The 20,409-nt window shown below is 74.9% G+C and carries 15 protein-coding genes; 3 read left to right on the top strand and 12 right to left on the bottom strand.

All coding sequences use genetic code 11. The features are described from left to right. Positions 1 to 200: 200 nt before the first annotated feature. From ACZ4K2_RS26700 to ACZ4K2_RS26690, 3 genes are read right to left on the bottom strand one after another with little or no spacing between them, the layout of a single operon-like run. Positions 201 to 1,592 carry an MFS transporter gene (locus tag ACZ4K2_RS26700; RefSeq protein ID WP_467476195.1) on the bottom strand — a complete coding sequence of 464 codons (1,392 nt, stop codon included), beginning with the start codon at positions 1,590 to 1,592 and terminating at the stop codon, positions 201 to 203. A gap of 8 nt (positions 1,593 to 1,600) precedes the next feature. Continuing rightward, on the bottom strand, positions 1,601 to 3,613 hold the full coding sequence (locus ACZ4K2_RS26695) for a PEP/pyruvate-binding domain-containing protein (RefSeq protein WP_467476198.1): 2,013 nt from the start codon (positions 3,611 to 3,613) through the stop codon (positions 1,601 to 1,603). Next, positions 3,610 to 4,983, bottom strand: a complete 1,374-nt coding sequence (locus ACZ4K2_RS26690; RefSeq protein ID WP_467476200.1) for an ATP-grasp domain-containing protein — start codon at positions 4,981 to 4,983, stop codon at positions 3,610 to 3,612. The genes ACZ4K2_RS26695 and ACZ4K2_RS26690 overlap by 4 nt, the downstream gene beginning before the upstream one ends. A 356-nt stretch (positions 4,984 to 5,339) precedes the next feature. Here ACZ4K2_RS26690 and ACZ4K2_RS26685 point away from each other — a divergent pair, with 356 nt between their 5' ends. Then, positions 5,340 to 6,617 carry a PAS domain-containing protein gene (locus ACZ4K2_RS26685; protein ID WP_467476202.1) on the top strand — a complete coding sequence of 426 codons (1,278 nt, stop codon included), beginning with the start codon at positions 5,340 to 5,342 and terminating at the stop codon, positions 6,615 to 6,617. 64 nt (positions 6,618 to 6,681) lie between these two features. Here the strand turns inward: ACZ4K2_RS26685 and ACZ4K2_RS26680 are convergent, their stop codons facing one another. The 4 genes from ACZ4K2_RS26680 to ACZ4K2_RS26665 all read right to left on the bottom strand — a co-directional run bounded on the left by ACZ4K2_RS26680 (position 6,682) and on the right by ACZ4K2_RS26665 (position 11,544). Further along, entirely contained in the window at positions 6,682 to 7,860 is a 1,179-nt protein-coding gene (locus tag ACZ4K2_RS26680) for an alpha-hydroxy-acid oxidizing protein (RefSeq protein WP_467476205.1), read from the bottom strand. Positions 7,861 to 8,036: 176 nt separating this feature from the next. Beyond that, the gene (locus ACZ4K2_RS26675) at positions 8,037 to 8,339 is read right to left on the bottom strand and encodes a hypothetical protein (RefSeq protein WP_467476209.1); all 303 of its coding nucleotides are present in this window, start codon (positions 8,337 to 8,339) and stop codon (positions 8,037 to 8,039) included. A gap of 68 nt (positions 8,340 to 8,407) precedes the next feature. Continuing rightward, positions 8,408 to 10,804 (bottom strand): glycoside hydrolase family 65 protein, encoded by a 2,397-nt coding sequence (locus tag ACZ4K2_RS26670; RefSeq protein WP_467476211.1) that lies wholly within the window; start codon positions 10,802 to 10,804, stop codon positions 8,408 to 8,410. Then, positions 10,801 to 11,544: a beta-phosphoglucomutase family hydrolase gene (locus ACZ4K2_RS26665; RefSeq protein WP_467476214.1), complete on the bottom strand. Its 744-nt coding sequence runs from the start codon at positions 11,542 to 11,544 to the stop codon at positions 10,801 to 10,803. Before ACZ4K2_RS26665 ends, ACZ4K2_RS26670 begins: the two co-directional genes overlap by 4 nt. Before the next feature lie 234 nt (positions 11,545 to 11,778). On the opposite strand from ACZ4K2_RS26665, the gene ACZ4K2_RS26660 reads away from it, so the two are divergent. Both ACZ4K2_RS26660 and ACZ4K2_RS26655 read left to right on the top strand, forming a co-directional pair. Further along, positions 11,779 to 12,618 (top strand): MBL fold metallo-hydrolase, encoded by an 840-nt coding sequence (locus ACZ4K2_RS26660; protein ID WP_467476216.1) that lies wholly within the window; start codon positions 11,779 to 11,781, stop codon positions 12,616 to 12,618. Between the two features lie 457 nt (positions 12,619 to 13,075). Beyond that, the gene (locus ACZ4K2_RS26655; RefSeq protein WP_467476218.1) at positions 13,076 to 15,196 is read left to right on the top strand and encodes a SpoIIE family protein phosphatase; all 2,121 of its coding nucleotides are present in this window, start codon (positions 13,076 to 13,078) and stop codon (positions 15,194 to 15,196) included. A 98-nt stretch (positions 15,197 to 15,294) separates the two neighbouring features. On the opposite strand, the gene ACZ4K2_RS26650 is transcribed toward ACZ4K2_RS26655, so the two are convergent. The 5 genes from ACZ4K2_RS26650 to ACZ4K2_RS26630 form a co-directional block, all read right to left on the bottom strand. Continuing rightward, positions 15,295 to 16,296 (bottom strand): hypothetical protein, encoded by a 1,002-nt coding sequence (locus tag ACZ4K2_RS26650; protein WP_467476220.1) that lies wholly within the window; start codon positions 16,294 to 16,296, stop codon positions 15,295 to 15,297. A 303-nt stretch (positions 16,297 to 16,599) separates the two neighbouring features. Then, positions 16,600 to 17,847, bottom strand: a complete 1,248-nt coding sequence (locus ACZ4K2_RS26645) for a cytochrome P450 family protein (RefSeq protein WP_467476223.1) — start codon at positions 17,845 to 17,847, stop codon at positions 16,600 to 16,602. Then, complete coding sequence (locus ACZ4K2_RS26640) at positions 17,844 to 18,887, bottom strand: amidohydrolase family protein (RefSeq protein ID WP_467476224.1); 1,044 nt, start codon at positions 18,885 to 18,887, stop codon at positions 17,844 to 17,846. Before ACZ4K2_RS26640 ends, ACZ4K2_RS26645 begins: the two co-directional genes overlap by 4 nt. Beyond that, positions 18,884 to 19,771 carry an NAD(P)-dependent oxidoreductase gene (locus tag ACZ4K2_RS26635; protein ID WP_467476226.1) on the bottom strand — a complete coding sequence of 296 codons (888 nt, stop codon included), beginning with the start codon at positions 19,769 to 19,771 and terminating at the stop codon, positions 18,884 to 18,886. Before ACZ4K2_RS26635 ends, ACZ4K2_RS26640 begins: the two co-directional genes overlap by 4 nt. Next, a complete protein-coding gene (locus tag ACZ4K2_RS26630) occupies positions 19,768 to 20,106 on the bottom strand; it encodes an antibiotic biosynthesis monooxygenase family protein (protein WP_467476229.1) in 339 nt (112 codons plus the stop codon). Before ACZ4K2_RS26630 ends, ACZ4K2_RS26635 begins: the two co-directional genes overlap by 4 nt. Positions 20,107 to 20,409 lie beyond the last annotated feature (303 nt).

Below are 20,409 nucleotides of genomic sequence, written 5' to 3'. Positions count from 1 at the left end.
AGAATTCTGGGTACGGCCGTACGGTCCGCAGAAGCCTGCCAGCCACCGTACGCACCCGCCGCCGCCCCCACCGCCGGCGGGGGGTTTTCCCCCGGGTGGCTTCTCCACCCCCCGGCCCCGGGCGCGTGGGTGGCGCGGGCGCCGGCCCCCGGAGCACGGACGCGCCCCGCCGCCGGGGCGGGGCGGCGGCGGGGGACCGGTCAGGCGGTCCGGCCGGTCACGGGGTGCGGTGCGGCGCCCTCGTCGGCCGGCAGGGAGACGGGCTCGTCCGCCGCCCCGGCGGGCGCCGGCCCGGCCGCGGCCCCCGGGGTCCGGACCCCGGGCGGCGCGGCGGCCGGGTCTTCCCGGGGCGCGGCCGCCCGGCCCGTCCGGCGCAGCGCCAGGTGCAGTGCCGGCACCAGGACGCAGGTGACGGCCGCGCTCTGCCACAGCAGCGCGTCCAGCCGGCCGGCCGCCAGGTACGCGCCCGCGGCGACCGCGGCCAGCGCGCACACGCCGCGGTCCACGATGCTCTCCACGGACAGCAGCGTGGCGCGCGGCGCATCCGCCGGGATGGCGTCGTTGACGAGCTTGCGCTGCACCGGATAGACGAACCCGGTGATCGCCGCGAACGCGCACAGCAGCGCCACCACGGCCCACGGCCCGCCGAGGACCGTACCCGCGAGCACCGCGCCGAGGGCGACGCTCAGCAGCGAGACCCACTGGGCCGGGGACAGCCGGCGGCTCAGCCACTGCGGACGGGCCGAGGCCACCGCCTCGGCCACCGTCATGGCCGCGAGCACGCTGCCGTGCGTGCTCTCCCCGATCCCGTGGTCCAGGAGCACCGGCTGGAAGAGGTTGACCTGGCAGATGCGCGACAGCGTGAACACCGCCACGCCCTGCGCCATCAGCAGCGGCAGCCAGGGCGAGGCGCGCAGCGCCCGCAGCGCGGCCCCCGTGTTCCGCAGCAGGGTGCCGCCGCGCCGGCCGCGCGTTCCCGCCCCGTAGTCCGCGCCGCGCGGCGCGAGACGCGGCAGCGCCAGCGCGCAGCCCAGCGACCCGGCGGCACTGGCCGCGCTCAGCACGTACGGCGCCTGCGCGGCCAGCGCCATCGCCGGGCCGACGAGCGGCCAGCAGACGACCTTGGCGGCCAGCCCGAGCGACCGCGCGGTGCCCTCGGCCCTCAGGTAGTGCGCCTGCGCGCCCTCCGCGCGCAGACCCTCGTACAGGTAGGCGCTCGCCGCGCCCGACGTCAGCGAGCGCCCGGCCGCGATGGCCAGGAAGTGCACGAGGAAGCCGGTGTACGAGGGGGCCAGCACCGGTGCCAGGTTCGCCGCCGTCATGACGACCGCGCCCGCGCGCAGGCAGTTGCGGGCGCCGATGCGGTCGGCGACGACACCGGTCGGGATCTCGAACAGGCAGAACGCGATGTAGTAGATGCTCTGGATGCCGAAGATCTGGTTGTCGGACAGGCCGGCGTCACGCTGGTAGGCGTAGAAGACCGGCATCCACCACAGCAGGTTGAACAGGAGCTGGAAACCGTTGTTGAGGCGGATGATGCGGCGGGCCACCGGGGAGAGCGCCGGCTCGGCCCGGCGGCGGCGCACGGGCACGCGGCGCCTCACCGGGCGTAGGGGCGGATCTGGACCAGGCGGAACGCCCCGTCGCCGGTCATCAGCCACTCGATGTCCAGGGCGTCGTCGGCGTCGTCCGCGCTGAAGTGCGACTGGAGGAGGCGTCCGGTGAGGGCCAGCCGGGCGAGCGCCGCACGGGCTCCGGACGGGAGGTCCTCGCCCGCGCTGCCGACGTCCAGGGTGCGCCCGCCGCCCTCGACGGTGTTGTACAGGTACTGCTGCGGCAGGACCGTGCCGTCCACCACCCGCTCCGGCGACCCCGGCGTGCAGTTGAGGTAGACGTTGCGGAAGTCGTCCCGCCGGGTCGGGTTGCAGGTCACCAGCACGCCCCCGAGGTCCGCCGGCACGTACTCCTGGACGATCACCCCCATGTAGGTGTCGTCCAGGGAGATGCCGACCTGGTGCCGCATGCGCACGCTGCGCGGCGACAGCAGCGACGCCCACACCTGCCGCACGGCGTCCATGAGCTGCCCGGTGCCGCGCACGGTGGTCACCGAGTCGTAGATGCCCGCGGCGGAGAACCCGGGCAGGTCCTCGGCGTTGGACGACGAGCGCACCACCATGCGGCGCCCGCCCGACGGCGGCCCCGGCACCGCAGCCGTGATCTCCCGGGCCACCTCGTCCGGCACCGGCGTGCTCCGCACGAGGTTCTGGAGGCTCAGGCACAGCGGGTCGACGACGTCGAACGCCTCCAGCTCCAGCGCCATCTTCAGCTTGCCGATGCCCTGCTGGAGGGCGGGCGAGGAGGTCAGGAACAGGTGGTGCAGGCGGAACGGCAGCGCCACGCCCTCCGGGGCGCGGACGGTCCGGGCCACCCACCGGGCCGCGGCGTCCCGCAGCCGCTCCGGCGAGGCGTCCCGCTCCCCGAGCCGGGCGGCGAGATGGCCGAGGAGGTCCCGGCGCGGCGGGCGCGGGCGCGCGTAGTAGACCGTCAGGTCGGCGGTGCGGCTGTCCAGGACGTGGTGCAGCTCCCCGAGGTTGGCCGCCTTGGTGCCGTAGCTGTCCCGGTCGGTGCGCCGCAGCCGGTGCAGGGCCAGCACCGGCGCATGGTCCAGCAGCGGGGCCCCGATGCGGATGCGCTGCTGGTGCCAGGCGGGTTTGCGCAGGTCCGGCGCGGCCGCCAGCGGCTCCAGGGTGATGGAGTCCTCACGCACCCGGTAGCGCACCCAGGCGCCGTCCAGGCCGTCGCGCTCCACCAGGGCGTCCAGGTCGCGGACGATCGCGTTCGGGATGCCCCAGCCCGAGGCCAGCACGTTGGTGTGGGAGAGCGGTGTGGTGGGGGAGGTGCTGACGAACCCGGCGACCCGGGGCACGTCGTCGGGCAGGCGGGGCATCGCGACGATGTCCGCCCAGCCGAGCCGGGACGCGGCGGCCTCGTACTCGGCCGCGGTGCGGAAGTACCGCAGCCGGCCCTCCGCCTCACCGGGGTTGAGGCAGGTGCGGGTCCGGTTGCCGAGCAGCGTATGGCTCAGGATGCGCGGGACGCGCGCCTCGCCGACCGAGGCCAGCTCGTGCTCCTGGCCGTGGTTGGCGGGTTTCAGCAGCAGTTGCAGCCGGCCGTCCACCCGGCCGCGCACGTACCGGTAGAACTCCTCCAGCAGCGCGCCGTGCATGGTGTCCGCCTCGGTGGTCTCCAGCACCAGGAACGGGCTCTCGGAGCCGTCCGCCGCCTCGTCGGTGTGCAGCGACAGCACCCCGAGGAGGAAACGCCGGCCGGGGTCCGTGTACACGGACGCGTTGAAGGCGTCCAGGTCGGCGTCGAGCTCGTCCAGGGTCATGCCGAGGACGCGGGTGGCGATGTAGTTCACGTGGAAGGGGTGCACCCGGGTGTCGAGCAGGTGCCAGGTGTCCTCGGCCCGGTCCACCACGACCTTCAGGTACGGGTGGCCGGCGAGCACCCCGGAGAGGGTGCGGAACAGCGGCAGCGACAGGTTGGCGCCGACGACGGTACGGTCCCCGCCCGCGCTTGGCACCTCGGTCTCGCCCAGTGTCAGCGTCATGCCCGCACCCCCTCGGAGGCGTACACCGGCAGGATGTGCGGCATGGCGTCCACGAGGGCGGTGAAGTCGCGGACGACCGCCTGCGGCCGCTCCGCGGCCACCAGGCACAGTCCCGCCATGGTGTTGGCGCCCGCGGCCGGGTCGTACACCGGCACCGGAGTGCCGTCCGGCAGCGAACTCTCCCCGACCACGGTCAGCGTGCTGCCCGCGCCGACCGGCGCGGAGCGGATCACCGAGGCGGAGTCCCACAGGTGCCGGCGCGGCCACGGGGCGCCCGAGCCGTCCACGGCGAGGACCACCAGGGACCCGGCCGCGCCCTCGGCGTCCGCGGGCGTCAGCGCCCCGGCCGGCCAGGCGGGCGACCCACCGAGCAACTGCTCGGTGAACATGGCGATCAGATCCAGCCCGAAGACCTCCTCGATCTGCGGCACGGTCATGGCGCCCCCGAAGCGTGCCGCCGTCTCGATCACCCACATGCGGCCGTCCGGCCCGAGCTTGATCTCGGTGTGCGTACCGCAGTCCTCCAGCCCGAGCGCGTCCACCGCCCGCCGGGCCAGTTCCACGATCCTGGCCTGCGCCCCGCCGCCCACCGCGGCCGGCGTGATCCCGGCGCGCTCCGTGAACGGCGCCACCGTCGGCATCCGGCCGCTCAGGCAGACCGGCCGGAAGACACCGTCCACGACCACGCCCTCGACGCTGACGTAGTCACCCCAGCCGGACCCCTCGAACCACTCCTCGGCGCAGCCGCTGACGATCTCCTCCACGATGAAGTCCTGACCGGCGTCCGCGACATGGAGCTCCGCGTAGCCGAGCAGCGCCGACTCCGTCATCACCGCGTGCGACCGCGCCCAGGCCCCCGCCACGTCCGCGGGCCCCTCGATGACCTGGTGCGCGGTCGAACCGGCGCTCCAGGCCGCCTTCAGCAGCACCGGGCAGGACAACTCGGCCACCGCGGACTCCAGTTGCCCGACCGTCGTGACGGCGCGGAACCGGGGCTGCGGAATGTCCCGGCGGAGCCAGGCCGCCCGCATCAGGCGTTTGTCGCGGGCGAGCGCGGCGGCGGGACCGGCGCCCCGCAGCCCGAGCCGCCGGGCGGCCTCGGCGACCGCGACCACCGCGTACTCCGAGAAGGTGAGGACGGCGTCCGCGCCGACCTCGCGGGCACGGGCCGTGATCAGCTCGACCAGATCGTCCCCGTCCGCCTCCCCGCGCGCGGTGACCGAGGCGCACAGCCCCGCCGCCCGCGCCGCCACGTCCGCGGGCGGTTCGCTGAGTGCGAGCAGGTGCACGGCGGCCTTCGAGGCCACCCGGCTCAGGGCGTACCCGACCGGGGGCCCGCCCTTGGCATGCACGTACAGCACCTTCGCCACGGAAACCCAACTCCTTCTGCTCTCGGCTGTCCTGGTCGTCGTGCGGGCCGCGCGAGCGGCTCGCACGGTGCGCCGCGTGACCGCGTCCGGGGTGCGCCGGCCGGCCGCCGATCGCGCGGTCTCTTTCCAGCGAAGCAGTCCGGTTGCCCGCTCCTCGGCGTGCCGAGCATCGGCGTCTCAGGCAAATGCCTGACTCGACCGGGCCGTTGCCGGCGGCCGCGGTCCCGGCGGTGTGCCGCCGCCCGGGGTACGGCATCCGGCCCGGCCCGGACGGCCCCGCATGCCGGGACCGCCCACGGGACACGCATGAAGAGTCACTCCAAGTGATGTCCGCTTCGGATTCGAGGAGTTGAGCCGTGGACGAGGCCGATTTCAAGACGCTGCTCGCCGCCCTCCCGGTGTCCTGGTGGGAGACCGACGGCAGCGCGGGGGTGGTCGAGAGCGGCGGCGGCGCCTTCGCCGACGAGCGCACCGCGCGCCGCTTCCTGGAAGCCCTGCGGGCGGACCGCGGCGGCCCGTCGGCGTCACCCGGCGCCGGCCCCTACCAGGCGCGCTTCGAGGGCCGTGCCTTCGAAGTCAACTGGACGGTGCGCGACGACGGCGCCCGGCACCGCCACAGCAGCGGGGTCGCCGTCGAGGTCGGCGGCGCGGGGGCGTACGCCTCGTTCGCCGACCTGAGCCCCGCCGCCGTGTTCGTCCGCGACGCCGACGGCCGGTACGTGTGGGCGAACCACGCCTACGCCCACCTGTACGGAACCACCCGCGACGACCTGATCGGCCGGCACCTGGCGGAGGTCGACGGCCCCGAGGACGCGGACCGGTTCCTCGCGCTGGACGAGGAGGTGCTCGCCGGCGGGCGCTCCGTGCGGCACACCCTCGTCTACCGGCGCCCGGACGGGTCCCCCGGGCACGCGGCCGGCTACCGCTTCCCCGTCGGCTGGGGCGCGCTGCGCTGCGTGGCCGGCATCTACGTCGACATCACCGAGTACACCCACGCGCTGGACCAGCGCCGCCGGGCCGAGGAGGACCTGCGCGCCCTGCGGGACCACAGCGGCCTGCCCTGCCTGCGCCTGTCCGCGGACGGGGTGATCGGGGAGGCCAGCGGCGCGGCCGCCGAGGTGCTGCGGGTCCGGCTCCGCGACCTCGTCGGATCGCCGGCCGACGGACTGCTGGCCAGGACGCCCGAACGCACCGCGCTCCACCGCGTCTGGGAGGAGCTCGTGGCCGGCCGGCGCAGAAGCGCCGGGACCAGCGCCGTACTCGTCGACGGCGACCGGTGCCAGCGCCGGGCGTGGGTCCACCTGAGCGCCGTACGCCGCACCCGGGACCGGTCCCCCGACGTGTGGGCCGTCGTCACCCGGCTCGGGCTGAGCCACGAACCCCACCCCGCGCTGACCGCCGCCCAGGTGCGGATACTCGCCCTGCTGGCCGCCGGGCACAGCAACGCCGACATCGCCGAGGCACTGGGCCTGGCGCGGCAGACGGTCGACTACCACCTGAGCCGCCTGCGGCGCCTGCTGGGCGGCGCGTCCCGCCCGGCCCTCGTCGCCCGCGCCTACGCGCTCGGCATCCTCTCCCCGCACGCCTGGCCGCCCCGCTCCGCCACGGCGGCCCACCCCCGCAGCCCCGCCTAGGCTCCCGTCCGCGAGCCCGGCGCGGAGGGAGCGAGGGCGGCGGACCGGCCGGGGCCGCCGCGGGTCAGTTCCGGCGCAGCGCGCCCTCGGCACGCAGGTCGGCCAGCGCCGGGTAGCCGTCGACGGCCATGATCAGGTCCGCCTCGGCCAGGAGGGACCGCAGAACGTGCACGACGCCGTCCTCGCCGCCGACCGCGAGCCCGTACACGTAGGGCCGGCCCACCCCGACGGCGGCGGCACCCAGCGCGAGCGCCTTGACGACGTCCGCGCCGGAGCGGACGCCGGAATCGAAGAGCACCGGCAGCCCGTCCGCCGCCGCGACCACGCCGGGCAGCGCGTCGAGCGCCGCGAGGCCGCCGTTGGCCTGCCGCCCGCCGTGGTTGGAGCAGTAGATCCCGTCCACGCCGCCGTCCCCGGCCCGGCGGACGTCCTCCGGGTGGCAGATGCCCTTCAGGATGATCGGCAGGTCGGTGAGCGACCGCAGCCAGGGAAGGTCGTCCCAGGTCAGCGGGTTGCCGAAGATCCCGGCCCACTCCAGGACGGCGGCCCGCGGGTCCTCCTCCGGGGACTTCGCCAGCCGGGCCCGGAAGACCGGGTCGGAGGTGTAGTTCGCCAGGCAGTGGCCACGGAGCTGGGGGAAGTTGCTCGTCGCGAGGTCACGGGGCCGCCATCCGGTGACCCAGGTGTCCAGGGTGATCACGATGCCCCGGAAACCGGCCTTCTCCGCCCGGTGCACCAGGCTCTCGGCCAGCGCCCGGTCCGTGGGCGTGTAGAGCTGGAAGAAGCCCGGTGTGTCCCCGAGTTCGCCCGCGACCCGCTCCAGCGGGTCGACCGTCAGGGTCGAGGCCACCATCGGCACCCCGCTCCGGCGGGCGGCGCGGGCCGTCGCCAGATCGCCGTGCCCGTCCTGCGCGCACAGGCCGACCACGCCGACCGGCGCCAGGAACAGCGGCGACGGCAGCCGCAGCCCGAACAGGTCCACACCCATGTCCCGCCGGGCGGCCCCCACCATCATCCGCGGCACCAGCCCCCACCGTGCGAACGCCGAGACGTTCGCGCGCTGCGTGAACTCGTCCCCCGCACCGCCGGCCACGTACGACAGGACGGACGCCGGCAGCGCCGCCCCGGCCCGCGCCTCCAGCTCCGCGTACGTCATCGGCAGGTCCGGGACCACCCCGAACAGCCCGTTGAGATAGATCTCGTGCTGGTAGTCGCCGTACTGCCCGCCGAAGTCCGTCCCCATCGCCCTCGCGCCCCTTCCGTGCACCGACCGCCCCCGGCCCTCCCGGTCGGCGCATCCTCCCACCTCCGCCGCCCGGGCCCGCGGGCGGCCGGACCCGGGTGGCGGGAGACGGTCACTCCGTGCTGATCAGCGCGGGCGCCGGCCGGTCCGGCACCCCAGGGCCGGGGGTCGATCCGCTAGGGCCGGGGGTCGATCCGCTGCCGGCGCCGGGAACCCGGGGCGCCGCGCCGTGCCGCGGAGTCGCAGCGGGGGCACACCCTGCGCACGGCGTCGGCGGCACCACCGGACTCCGGCAGGATGTCGGCCCAGGTGAACGCGGGGAACCGGGCCAGCCGGGAACGGTGCAGGGACAGGCCGCAGACGGTCTGGTTCGTCCCCGGCTCCCAGGCGTGCACCTCGCCGCCGGGCAGCCGACGCCCGTCCTCCTCGTCCCACCACCCGCTGGAGGCCGCCACCGAGTAACGCCGTGTCCTGGGCATGGGCCACGAGTGCCCGTGCCCGCGGCCGGTACGCGCCCCCCCCGGGGCCCCGGACCGGCGGTGCCGTCCTACTCGCGGGGTTCGGGCGGCGGTTCGTCCGCCAGGGGGACGCCCTCCGGGTGGCGGCTCGGCGGCTGCTGGGGCTCGGGGCGCGGGGGAGTCGCCGGCACGGGCCGTTCCACGGCTTCCCCGGCGGTCACCGTCACCGGCTCCCCGTGGTGCAGGACCACCAGCGGTTCGCCCTCCACGAGCCGGTAGCGGGCACGGGACCGGCTGATGTCCACCTTCAGCCGGTGTCCGCGCACCAGCACGGTGAACGCCACCCGGGCCAGCGCCTCCGGCAGGCGCGGCGCGAACGAGAGCCGGTCCTGCCGGCCCTCCTCGCCGACGTACCGGCGCAGGCCCCCGAACCCCATGACCAGGGCGATCCAGGTGCCGGCGAGGGAGGCGATGTGCAGCCCGTCGCGGGTGTTGTGCTCCAGGTCGTCCAGGTCCATCAGCGCGGCCTCGCCGAGATAGGCGTAGGCCAGCCTCAGGTGCCCGGTCTCGGCGGCGAGCACCGCCTGGCAGCACGCCGACAGGGAGGAGTCGCGGACGGTGAGGGCCTCGTAGTAGGCGAAGTTGCGGGCCTTCTGCTCCTCCGTGAAGACGTCCGGGCACTCCAGCATCGCCATCACCAGGTCGGCCTGCTTGACCACCTGCTTGCGGTACAGGTCGAAGTACGGGTAGTGCAGCAGCAGCGGGTAGTTCTCCGGCGGGGTCGCCTCGAAGTCCCAGCGCTGGAGCGAGGTGAATCCGGCCGACTGCTCGTGCACGCCGAGCATCTCGTTGTACGGCACCGCCATCCTGGCCGCGGCGTCCCGCCACGCCGCGGCCTCCTCCTCGTCGGTCCCCAGTTCCGCCGCCCGTTCCGGGTGGCGCACCGCCAGGTCCGCGGCGGCCAGCAGGTTCCGCCGGGCCGTCAGGTTGGTATACAGGTTGTCCCGGGAGAAGGCGCTGTACTCGTCCGGGCCGGTGACCCCGTCGATGTGGAAGACGCCCTCCGCGTCGTGGTGCCCGAGGGAGCGCCACAGCCGGGCGGTCTCCACCAGCAGGTCGAGCCCCTCGCGCCGCTCGAACTCCTCGTCCCCGCTCATCACGACGTACCGGGCGACGGCCGTGGCGATGTCGGCGTTGACGTGGAAGGCGGCCGTCCCGGCGGGCCAGTAGGCGGAGCACTCGGCGCCGTCGATGGTCCGCCAGGGGAACGTCGCCCCCGACAGCCCGAGCTGGCGCGCGCGCTCCCGGGCCGCCGGGAGCGTCCGGTGCCGCCACCTCAGCGCGGACGCGACGGCCTCCGGCGCGGTGTAGGTGAGCACCGGCAGCACGTAGGACTCGGTGTCCCAGAACGAGTGCCCGTCGTACCCGGTCCCGGTCAGGCCCTTCGCCGGGATCGCCCGGTTCTCGCCGCGGGCCGCCGCCTGGAGCACGTGGAAGAGGGCGAACCGCACGGCCTGCTGGATCTGCGCGTTGCCCTCCACCTCGACGTCCGCACCGGCCCAGAACCGGTCCAGGTACTCCCGCTGCGCGGCGACCAGACCGTCCCAGCCGGTGCTCACGGCGCCCGCGACCGCCCCGTCCACCTGGTCGTGGACGGCCGGCAGCGAACGTTCCCCGGACCAGCCGTACGCCACGAACTTCACGAGCCGCAGCGGCTGTCCCGGCACCAGGTCCGCGGTGACCGTCAGGCGGCTCACGTCGGGTTCGCACTGCGCCGTCCAGCGCGTGCCCTCGGGCCCCTCGACGATGTGGTCGGCCGCCGCCCCCACCCGCAGCCCGCTGCGGCCGGTGCGGTGCACCAGCCGCAGCCGGGTCTCCTGTGCGAAGTTCTCCTCGGGCACCAGCGGGGACTCGGTCGCGGCGGCGACCCGCGGGTCGCCCTCGAAGTGGGGGAGCTGTTCGTTGGCGATCAGCTCCGACTGCACGGCCACGGTGGCCGGTCCGTCGACGGGCTCGACCTCGTAGACGATCGCCGCCACCGCGCGCTGGGTGAAGGACACGAGCCGGCGTGAGCTGATCCGGACGGTCCGGCCGCCCGGGGAGGTCCACCGCGCCGTGCGGCTGAGCACACCGGAGCGGAAGTCCAGGACCCGCTCGTGCGCCAGCAGCCGCCCGTACCGCAGATCGCACGGGTGGTCGTCGACGAGCAGCCGGATGACCTTGCCGTCGGTGACGTTGATCATGGTCTGGCCGGACTCGGGATAGCCGTAGCCCGCCTCCGCGTACGGCAGCGGGTGACGCTCGAAGACACCGTTGAGGTAGGCGCCGGGCAGCCCGTGCGGCTCGCCCTCGTCCAGGTTGCCGCGCCACCCGACGTGCCCGTTGGACAGGGCGAACACGGACTCGCTCTGCGCGAGGACGTCGAGGTTCAGCTCGGTCTCGCGCAGGCACCACGGCTCGACCGTGAAGCTCGGATGGGTGATCACCGGTCCTCCAGCAGCTCGGCCAGGTCCTCGACCACCACGTCCGCCCCGTGCGCCCGCAACTGCTCCGCCTGGCCCACCCGGTCGACGCCCACGACCACGCCGAACCGTCCCGCCCGGCCCGCCTCGACGCCGGCCAGGGCGTCCTCGAAGACGGCGGCCTCGGCCGGTTCCCTGCCCAGGGCGCGGGCCGCCGCCAGGAAGGTGTCCGGGGCGGGCTTGCCGCGCAGCCGGCGCTCGCGGGCCACCACGCCGTCGATCCGCTCGTCGAACAGGTCCTCGATGCCGGCCGCCACCAGGACGTCCCGGCAGTTCGCGCTGGACGACACCACCGCGCAGCTCAGCCCGGCCTGCCGCACCGCGTGCACGAACCGGACGGAACCCTCGTAGGGCTCCACCCCCTCCTCCCGGATCCGCCGCAGGACCAGGAGGTTCTTCCGGTTGCCGAGCCCGTGCACCGTCTCCGCCTCCGGCGGGTCGTCGGGCGAACCCTCGGACAGCTCGATCCCGCGGGCGGCGAGGAACGTGCGCACCCCGTCCTCGCGCGGGCGGCCGTCCACGTACTCGTCGTAGTCGCCCACCGCGTCGAAGGGCACGAACCGCGCCGCCTCGCGGGCCGCGCGCTCCCGGAGGTAGCCGTCGAACATCTCCTTCCAGGCGGCCGCGTGCACCTTCGCGGTCCGGGTGAGCACCCCGTCGAGATCGAACAGGCAGGCACGCACGTGTGCAGGAAGCCCCAGCATGCCGCCGAGGCTAGGAGGCCCGCGCGGCCGGGGCCGGGAGCCCGCCGTACCGGCACGCCGGAAGGCACCCGCTCGGGCCAGGCGCGGCACGTCCGGCGGCCCGCCGGGGGCGCGCGGCCGGTGCCGTGCGCCGCGGTGCCCGGCCGGAGGGGTACGCGCCGCGCCGGGCGGGTACTCCGGACGGGTCCGTTCCCCGTCGACAGACGGGCCCCCGCCCGTCGGGCAAGGACCGCCATGGCCCCCTCCGACGACACACTCGACCTGCACTTCATCGGCACCGCGACCGTCCTCCTGCGCTACGGCGACCTGGTCCTGCTCACCGATCCCAACTTCCTGCACCGCGGGGAGCGCGCCCACCTCGGCTACGGGCTGACGAGCCGCCGTCTGACCGAGCCCGGACTGGACGTGACCGACCTGCCCCCGCTGGACGGCGTGGTCCTCTCCCACCTGCACGGCGACCACTGGGACCGCGTGGCCCGGCGGCACGTGGACCGCTCGGTGCCGATCGTGACCACCGCGCACGCCGCCCGGCACCTGCGGACCTGGCAGGGCTTCCCCCGGGCCGGCGGCCTGCGCACCTGGCACAGCTGCACCCTGCGGCAGGGCGGCTCCCAGGTCCGGATCACGGCGCTGCCCGGCCGGCACTCCCTCCAGCCCGTGCTGAGCCGGCTGCTGCCGCCGGTGATGGGCAGCATGCTGGAGTTCGGCGCCCGCGACGGGGCGGTGGCGCTGCGGCTGTACGTCTCGGGCGACACCCTCCTGTACGACGGGCTCGACGAGATCGCCCGCCGCTTCCCCGCCGCCGACTTGGCCGTGCTGCACCTCGGCGGGACGCGCCTGCCGGGCGGCTTCGTCGTCACCATGGACGGCGCGCAGGGCGCCGAACTGGCCCGCCGCCTGGACTACCCGCGCGTCCTGCCCGTGCACTACGACGACTACACCGTCTTCCGCTCGCCGCTCCAGGACTTCCTCACCGCGGCCGGCGGGCTCGGGCTGGGGGAGCGGCTGGTGCACTGCGCCCGCGGACAGCACGCGCGCATCACCCCGCACGGCGACCGGCCGACGGTCCCCTGACGGCACGCGCCGGGCGGTCGTCCGCCGGGCGCGTGGCGCGCTGCGCGGTCGGCCTGGCGGCCCGGCGCCTCGGCCGCGGCGGGGAGGGCGTCCATGTGGAGAGAGGCCCGGCGCCCGGCCTGTCGGTGCCCCGCGCGGGCTGCCCGAGTGGTCGCCGGGCGGCGGTACCGCCGCCCGGCAGGGCGCCCGGCATCCCCGGGGTGGCGCCACCGGCTCCCCGAGCGGGTCTCCCGGCCGCCGTGCCGCCCGTCGCCCGGTCCGGCGCGGCACGTCCGAGGCCCGTCGGCGGGGCGTCCGGCGCCGGACGTGGCGCCCTTCCGGGCCCGCGCCCTCGCCGTACCCGGCTCCGTGGCCCATCGTGGAATGGGCTGCTGATCTGCCGGGAGGCCGTCCCGCCCGGCCCGACCGGGCGCGGCGGCCCCGCGGACGAGACCGGCGGAGAGAAGGAGCGCGTGCGATGGGGCGAGCGAGCCGGCGACCGGTACGGGCGGACCGTCTGCCGGGTGCCGCGGCGGGCCCCAGCGGCCTGATGGACCTGCTGGGCGTCGCCGCGGTGCTGCTGGAGGCCGACGGCCGGATCGACATGTGGAGCCCGCAGGCCGAGGAACTGTTCGGCTACGCCCGCAGCGAGGCGGTCGGGCAGTACGCGGCGCAGCTCCTGGTCGACCCGGAACACCACGAGGCGGTGATCGAGCTGTTCGCGGAGGTGATGGGGACCGGGCGGGGCTGGGCCGGGGCGTTCCCCATCCGGCACAAGGACGGCAGCACCCGGATGATCGAGTTCCGCAACATGCGGCTGACGGACAACCTCGGCGACCACTACGCCCTGGGGCTGGCCACGGACCGGGAGACGCTGCGCCAGATGGAGCGCAAGCTGGCCCTGTCCAACCGGCTGGTCACCCAGGCGCCGATCGGGCTGGCAGTCCTGGACACCGGACTGCGCTACCTGACGGTCAACCCGGCGATGGCGGCCATGCACGGCGTCCCGGAGGCCGACCACGCCGGCCGCGGCTTCCACGACGTCCTGCCCGGCGGCCCCTTCGACGAGGCGGAGGCCGTGATGCGCCGGGTCCTGGAGACCGGCGACCCCGTGGTGGAGCTCCAGGTGGTGGGCCGTACCGCCGCCGACCCGGACAACGAACACGCCTGGGCGGTGTCCGCCTACCGGCTGGAGGACCACAACGGGCAGGTCCTGGGCATCGTCACCGTGGTGGTCGACGTCACCGACCGCTACCGGGCCGCCCGGCGCGCCGAACAGGCCCAGCGGCGGCTGCGCCTCGTGGCCGACGGCTCGGCCAGGATCGGCACCACGCTGGAGGTGGAGCGCACCGCGCGGGAACTGGCCGACGTGGTGGTGCCCGAACTGGCCGACATGGTCACCGTGGACCTGCTGGACTCGGTCCTGCGCACGGGCCGTACGGACCCCGGCGAGGGACCGGCGCTGTTCCGCGCCCTGGCCGCGCAGACGGCCTACCCCACCGACGCCGTCCAGGCGATCGTGCCGCCGGGCCGCCTCACCTCCTACCACGCCGACCACCCGGCGTCGCACTGCGTCCGCACCCGCCGCCCGGTGCTGATCCGGCACCTGGACGGCGCGGAGGTCTCCCGGGTCGCCACCGGACCCGAGGCCGCCCGGCTGCTCGCCCGGGCCGGGGTGCACACCGACATGGCCGTCCCGCTCATCGCCCGCGGACAGGTCATCGGCGTCATGGGCCTGGCCCGCGCGCGCAACCCGCTGCCGTTCGACGAGGACGACCTCACCCTCGCCTGCGAACTGGCCTCCTCCGCCGCGCTGAGCATCGACAACGCCATCCTGCACCAGCGCATCCGCAGCGCCGCCGAGACCCTCCAGCGCAGCCTGCTGCCGCAGCTCCCGCCCCGGCGGCCCGGTCTGGAGATCGCCGCCCGCTACCGGCCCGCCCAGGCGTTCCACGAGGTCGGCGGCGACTGGTACGACGTCATCCCGCTCGGCGGCGAGCGGACCGCCCTCGCGGTGGGCGACGTCATGGGCAGCGGCATCCCGGCCGCCAGCGCCATGGGCCGGCTGCGCACCGCGACCTCCACCCTGGCCGACCTCGACCTCGACCCGGCCCGCATCCTCACCCACCTCGACCGGATCACCCAGGGGCTGGACCCGTACATCGCCACCTGCGTGTACGCGGTCCACGACCCGCACCGCGCCCGGCTGCTCGTCGCCTCGGCCGGGCACCTGCCCCCGGTCCTGGTGCCGGCCGGCGGCCGGCCGCGACTCCTCGACCTGCCCACGGGCACGCCGCTCGGCGTCGGCGGCGTCCCGTTCCGGACCACCGCCTTCGACCTGCGGCCCGGCGACCGCCTCGTCCTCTACACCGACGGGCTGGTCGAGACCCGCAACGATCCCATCGATGAGCGACTGGAAGACCTCTGCCGCCTGCTGACCCAGCCCGACGCCTCCACGGAGGAGACCTGCGACCGGCTCCTGCGGCAGCTCAGGCACCCCGCCGACCGTGACGACGTGGCCCTCCTCATCGCCCGTGCGCGACCGCTCGCGGCCGCGTCCCCGCCTCCGGCGGGGGCACCGGACGACACCGGGCCCTGACCCGGGCCGGCCGCCGAGCCCGGCCCGCGGCGGCCCGCCCGGGCTCCGCCCCGCTCGCGGGGCCGGGGCGGTGGGCCGTCCGGTTCACCCGCGCGCGATCAGAACTCGTCCTGGGGGACGTCCGGGCCGTCGAGGCCTGAGAGGTCGCTCTCGCCGAACTCGGCGCCGTCCATCGGCTCGGCGCCGAAGAAGCCCTGCGCGAGGTCCCCGAGGTCCAGTTCGGTGGCGCCGGCCGGGGCGGTGGGCCGGGTGCCGGTGCCCATCCGCAGCGTCAGGCCCAGCTTCTTGACCTCGGCGCTGCCGGCCAGCCCGGCGAGGTCCACGTCCACCGCGGACAGTTCGCCGTTCCTGAGCGTGAAGTCCGCCGCCACCTTGGTGTTCGGGGCGTCCTTCAGGTCCTTGTCGGCCGGCAGCTCGACGCCCGGCGGCAGGTCCTTCGCCAGCGGGCGGATCTCGCCAAGCAGTTCGGTGACCAGCTTGCGGAAGGGTGCCGTGGCGGTGATGTGCTCGGTGCCGTCCGAGCCGCCGGCCGTCTTGAAGCGCACCTCACGGGCGATCACCTCGCGGAGGGCCCCCACGAGCTTCTTCTGCGTCCGGGCGTCGAGGGACGGGGCCGGCGCGGGCTTCTCCCCGGTGGCCTTCGCCATCTCCTTGGTGCCGAACTTCACCCACTTGCCCGCCAGCACGTCCTTGAGCGCCCCGGCCTGCGGCGGCAGGTCCTCGACGGCCGGCGCGGAACCACCGCTGATCCTGTCGAGGGCGTCGGGGTCCGACCGGAAGTAGGTGTAGTCGCCGATCACCCGGTACTCGGCGAGGTCGCCGTCCGCCCCGCTGATCTTCACGGCCGTACCGACGAGGTCCTTCTCGCCGGACTCCCGGATCGGCTTCCTCGACTCCACGGTGACCTTGATCTTCGCCCCGCTGAGCAGCTCGGCGGCCTCGTCCGGCATGGCGTCCCCGGGCTCGGCCCCGGACTCGGCGTCCAGTGCCTTCAGGGACGCGGCGTCGGTGTCCAGGTCGAGTTCGAAGGAGAGCGTGTTCTTCTCGCCGAGCTTCTCGAAGGCCCGGTCGAGCTTCCGGCCGGCGGAGAGCTGCTCCACCGTCCCGCAGGCGGCGGAGCCCGCGAGGACGGCACCGGTGACGGCGACGGTGGTCAGGGTCTTGTGTATGGCGCTGATGACGGTCTCCTCGTGTTCCGATCACCGACGTGATCGATCAGGAGACTCACAACCCGCCCACAAGGTTGCCCTCGCCGCGCGGAGTTCGGCCGGCAGGACAGGCGGGTTCGCTTCCCGTCCGCCCCCTGCGGGCCGCCGTCCCCCGGCGGCGGGGCACGGCAGTGCGGTGCGGGGCGCCCGCCGCCCGCGGACGCCCCGCACGCGCGCCGCGCCGACGTCCCGGTCTCAGCCGGCGGGGTCGAGGACGACCGGCAGCTCCGCAAGGCCGCGGAAGGCGGGGAACGGGACCTCCAGCCAACGCGGTTCAGCGGCCGCGCCGCCGGCCAGGGCCATCCGCGGGAACCGGTCGAACAGCAGCCGGAGGGCGAGCTGCGTCTCCAGCCGGGCCAGCGGGGCCCCCAGGCAGTAGTGGCTGCCGTGCCCGAACCCCAGGTGGGCGTCCTGCGCGTTCCCCGGCCGGGCCACGTCCAGTTCGTCCGGCGCGTCGAACTTCAGCGGATCGCGGTTGGCCGAGCTGAGCGCGATCTGCACCAGGGCGCCCTTGGGGATCCGGGTCCCGCCGTACTCGACGTCCTCGGTGGCGTAGCGGAACGTCGCGCTCTCCACCGAGCCGTCGTAGCGCACCAGTTCCTCGACGGCCGCGCGGATAAGCTCCGGGTCCTCCCGCACGGCGCGCAACTGCGCGGGCCGCGACAGCAGATGGTGGACGGCGTTGCCGATCAGGTAGGCGGTCGTCTTGTGGCCCGCGAACATCAACAGGAAGGCCGTGGAGACCAGTTCGCTCTGCGTGAGCCCGCCGTCCTCGGTGTCCCGTGCCGCGGTGAGCGCGCTGAGCAGGTCGTCGCCCGGGTGTGTGCGCTTGGCGTCGACCAGCTCCGTGAAGTACGCGTGCAGACCCTCCTCCGCCCGCTGCTGGGCCCGCTTGAACTCCTCGCCGAAACCGGTCTGCGCCACGGTCGTGGACAACTGCTGCATCCGCTCCCGGTCCCGCGGCGGCACACCGAGCAGCTCGCAGATCACGGTGATCGGCAGCGGGAACGCGAACGCCGGCAGCAGGTCGAAGGGCTCCCGGACCGGGCACGCGTCGAGCAGCTCCCGGACGACCTCCTCGATCCGCGGCCGCAGAGCCTGGACCCGCCGCGGTGTGAACGCGGAGTTGACCAGCCTGCGCAGCCGGGTGTGCTTGGGCGCGTCGGAGTTGAGCATGTTGTCGTCCAGCGCGACGGACGAGTCACCGAAGATCCTCCGGTACGCGTCCATGGCCCCGTACATGTCCTTGCTCAACCGCGGGTCCGACAGGGCGGCCCGCGCGTCCTCGTACCGGGTGATCAGGTACGTCTCGTTGCCGTGCGGCGGCCGCATCGGGCAGACCGGTGCCTCCTCGCGGAGCCGGGCGTAGACGGCGTGCGGATCGCGCCGGAACTCCGGGGTGCACCGTTCGGCCGCGGCCACGGCCTCCTGCGTGGTGGTCACGGACGGCTCCTCAGGTCGAAGAGGGCTTCGGCGTTGCCGCCGAGGACGAGCTGCTGGGACGCCTTGTCGAGCGGCAGCTTCTCGATCATGCGGACGAAGTCCGCCAACGGCGCGGCCATCGGCGGGGAGTCGGTGCCGAACAGCATCCGCTCGGGCCCCAGCACCTCCGCGTTCAGGCTCAGGTGCGCCGCGCTGAACGGGCTGGTGTCGACGTACATGCGCCGCAGAGCGGCGGCCGGGTCGGCCGACGGCCGCAGGGCCCCCCGCGCGCCCGCTTCCGGCGCGCTGCCCGCTTCCGCTCCGGCGGCGCGCGGAGCGTGGCCGGGTGCGGCGGAGGCCGCTCCGGGCCGGCCCGGAGGCGGCGCGCCCCCGGCCCAGTGCCGGGGGCGCGCCGCGGTCTGCAGGCGCTCGGGCAGCAGCGCCATCGCGCCGCCGCCCGTCGCGCCGATCAGCCGCAGACCGGGGTACTTGTCCAGCCATCCCGCGAACGCGATCATGGCCATGCCCATCGTGACGTCGCCGAAGCGGCCGATCTGCTCGACGAAGCCGATGCCCTCCACCCGCTCCGTGCCGACGGGTTCGGCCGGGGCGTGCACGAGGACCGGCACCCCCGCCTCCGCGGCCAGCGCGAAGAAGGAGTCGGCGCGCGGCGAGCCGAGCAGCTCGCCGTGGACGCTGGAGGTGGTGATCAGGCCGACGAAGGCGGGGTCCGCCAGGGTCTCGCGCACCCCTTCCAGGTGATCGTCGTCCCCGAACGGGTTGGCGTACACGTAGCCGCGCAACTGGTCGGGGAACGTGCGGATCAGGCCCGACATCCAGTCGTGGAAGCGGCGCAGCCGGTCGCGGGGCTGGGCGTAGTTGTCGACGCCCGGTACCCGTGCCATCGCGCCCGCTCCGACGGGACTGCCGATGAGGGTGAGGTCGATGCCGGCCTCGGCGCGGGCGGCGAGCATGCCGTCGACGTCGGTGAGGCTCGGGGGCATGGGGAAGCGCTCGGCCGCTTCCGGCGGGGACAGGTGCCCGTGGATGTCGATGATCACGTATCGGTTCCCGGTCTCGGTGTCAGTGCGCGGGTGACGGCGGCACAGTCCTGGTCGCCCAGCCCTTGCTCGGTGGCGCGGACGTGGGTCTCCGCCGCGGCGGTCGCCAGCGGCAGGCTCAGGCCGGCTGCCGCCGCCTGCTTGGTAGCGAGCATGAGGTCTTTCGCCATCAGCCGCAGCCGGAAGTCCGGCTCGTCGAAGCGGCCCGAGGCCAGGCGCCGGGACTTGAACGCCATGACCGGCGAGGCGAATCCGGTGCCCGCGATCGTCTTGAGGACCTGCTGCCGGTCGAGTCCGCAGGCGCCCGCCAGCTCGGTCGCCTCGGCCAGCGCCTGCACCTCGATGCCCATCAGCAGGTTGAGGAGCAGCTTCATCCGCATGCCGGAGCCGAGTGCGCCCAGATGGACGACTTCCTTGCCCAGGTTCTCCAGCAGCGGGCGGGCGGCCTTGAACGCCGTCTCGTCGCCGCCGAGGAAGAGGCGCAGCTCCCCGTCACGGGCGTGGTCGCGGTTGCCGAGCATGCCCATGTCCAGGACCTGGGGGACGTCCCCGGTCATCTGGACGACCTCCTCGGGGGCGACGGTGCTGGCGCAGAGCAGGACACCCGGGTACGGGCCCGCGGCCAGCACTCCGTCCGGTCCGCGCAGCACCGAGCCGAGGGCCTCGCCGTCGGCCACCGCGCAGATGACGGCCTTCGTGCCCGCGACGGCTTCGGCGGGGTGGGCGGCGAGGTGGGCGCCCGCCTCGACGAGCGGCGCGGCCCGGTCCGGAGTGCGGTTCCAGACCCTGACCCCGATGCCCTCTTCGAGCAGGCGGCGGGCCAGCCCGGCGCCCATGGCACCGAGGCCGAGCACGGCGACGGGACCGAGGTCGGCGCGCGTCACGACGCCGCCCCCTTCGTCTCCTTGACGACCCGGAAGCGCAACGACTGCCTCTGGTCGACGAACTCGCGCAGCGGGGCCACCATCTGCTGGTGCTCCTCGCTCTGCTGCCAGGCGAAGAAGGCGTCGGCCGACTCCCATTCGCTGGTGATCACCCACTGCCGGGAGTCGTCGGCGGGTGCGCCGAGCCGCTCGACGATGTGGCCGGGGGTGCCGGAGACGGACTTCCGCAGTTGCTCGTACAGCTCCAGGAAGCCCTGCTCCCCGCCCTCGATCACGCGGACCGCGAAGACGACGTTCAGCTTTTCCGTCGTCCCGGACTGATGGTTGGTGCCCATGTCTCCTCCTGGGTGAGATCCGGTGGGACACGACTCCCACGGACTCATGTCGCCCGTACGGCCGCAACTCCGAATGGGGGAGGGGCCGGTGCGCACAAGGGGTGCACGCTCCGCGATTAGCCGTTCCGGGTGAGTTACGGCCCGGCCCGTGACAGCGGCGGCCGGACTCGGCCGGTCCGGCCCGGACGCGTGGGTTCCGCTGACCCGTTCGAGTGATGGCCGTGGCTTCGCCGGGTCTCTTCGGATCTCGCCGGACACAGGCGGTCCTCGGCCCCGGAGCCGACGCCCGGCCGGCCCCCGCGG

The sequence above is a fragment of the Streptomyces sp. NPDC025833 genome (genome assembly GCF_055558055.1).
The sequence above is the reverse complement of the archived record's forward strand: the minus strand, read 5'-3'. Positions and strand labels throughout refer to the sequence as shown.

Excerpts from the sequence above, each read along its gene's own strand:
- ACZ4K2_RS26695 (WP_467476198.1), bottom strand. The coding sequence starts at position 3,613 with ATGACGCTGACACTGGGCGAGACCGAGGTGCCAAGCGCGGGCGGGGAC.
- ACZ4K2_RS26680 (WP_467476205.1), bottom strand. The coding sequence starts at position 7,860 with ATGGGGACGGACTTCGGCGGGCAGTACGGCGACTACCAGCACGAGATC.
- ACZ4K2_RS26675 (WP_467476209.1), bottom strand. The coding sequence starts at position 8,339 with ATGCCCAGGACACGGCGTTACTCGGTGGCGGCCTCCAGCGGGTGGTGG.
- ACZ4K2_RS26665 (WP_467476214.1), bottom strand. The coding sequence starts at position 11,544 with ATGCTGGGGCTTCCTGCACACGTGCGTGCCTGCCTGTTCGATCTCGAC.
- ACZ4K2_RS26660 (WP_467476216.1), top strand. The coding sequence starts at position 11,779 with ATGGCCCCCTCCGACGACACACTCGACCTGCACTTCATCGGCACCGCG.
- ACZ4K2_RS26655 (WP_467476218.1), top strand. The coding sequence starts at position 13,076 with ATGGGGCGAGCGAGCCGGCGACCGGTACGGGCGGACCGTCTGCCGGGT.
- ACZ4K2_RS26630 (WP_467476229.1), bottom strand. The coding sequence starts at position 20,106 with ATGGGCACCAACCATCAGTCCGGGACGACGGAAAAGCTGAACGTCGTC.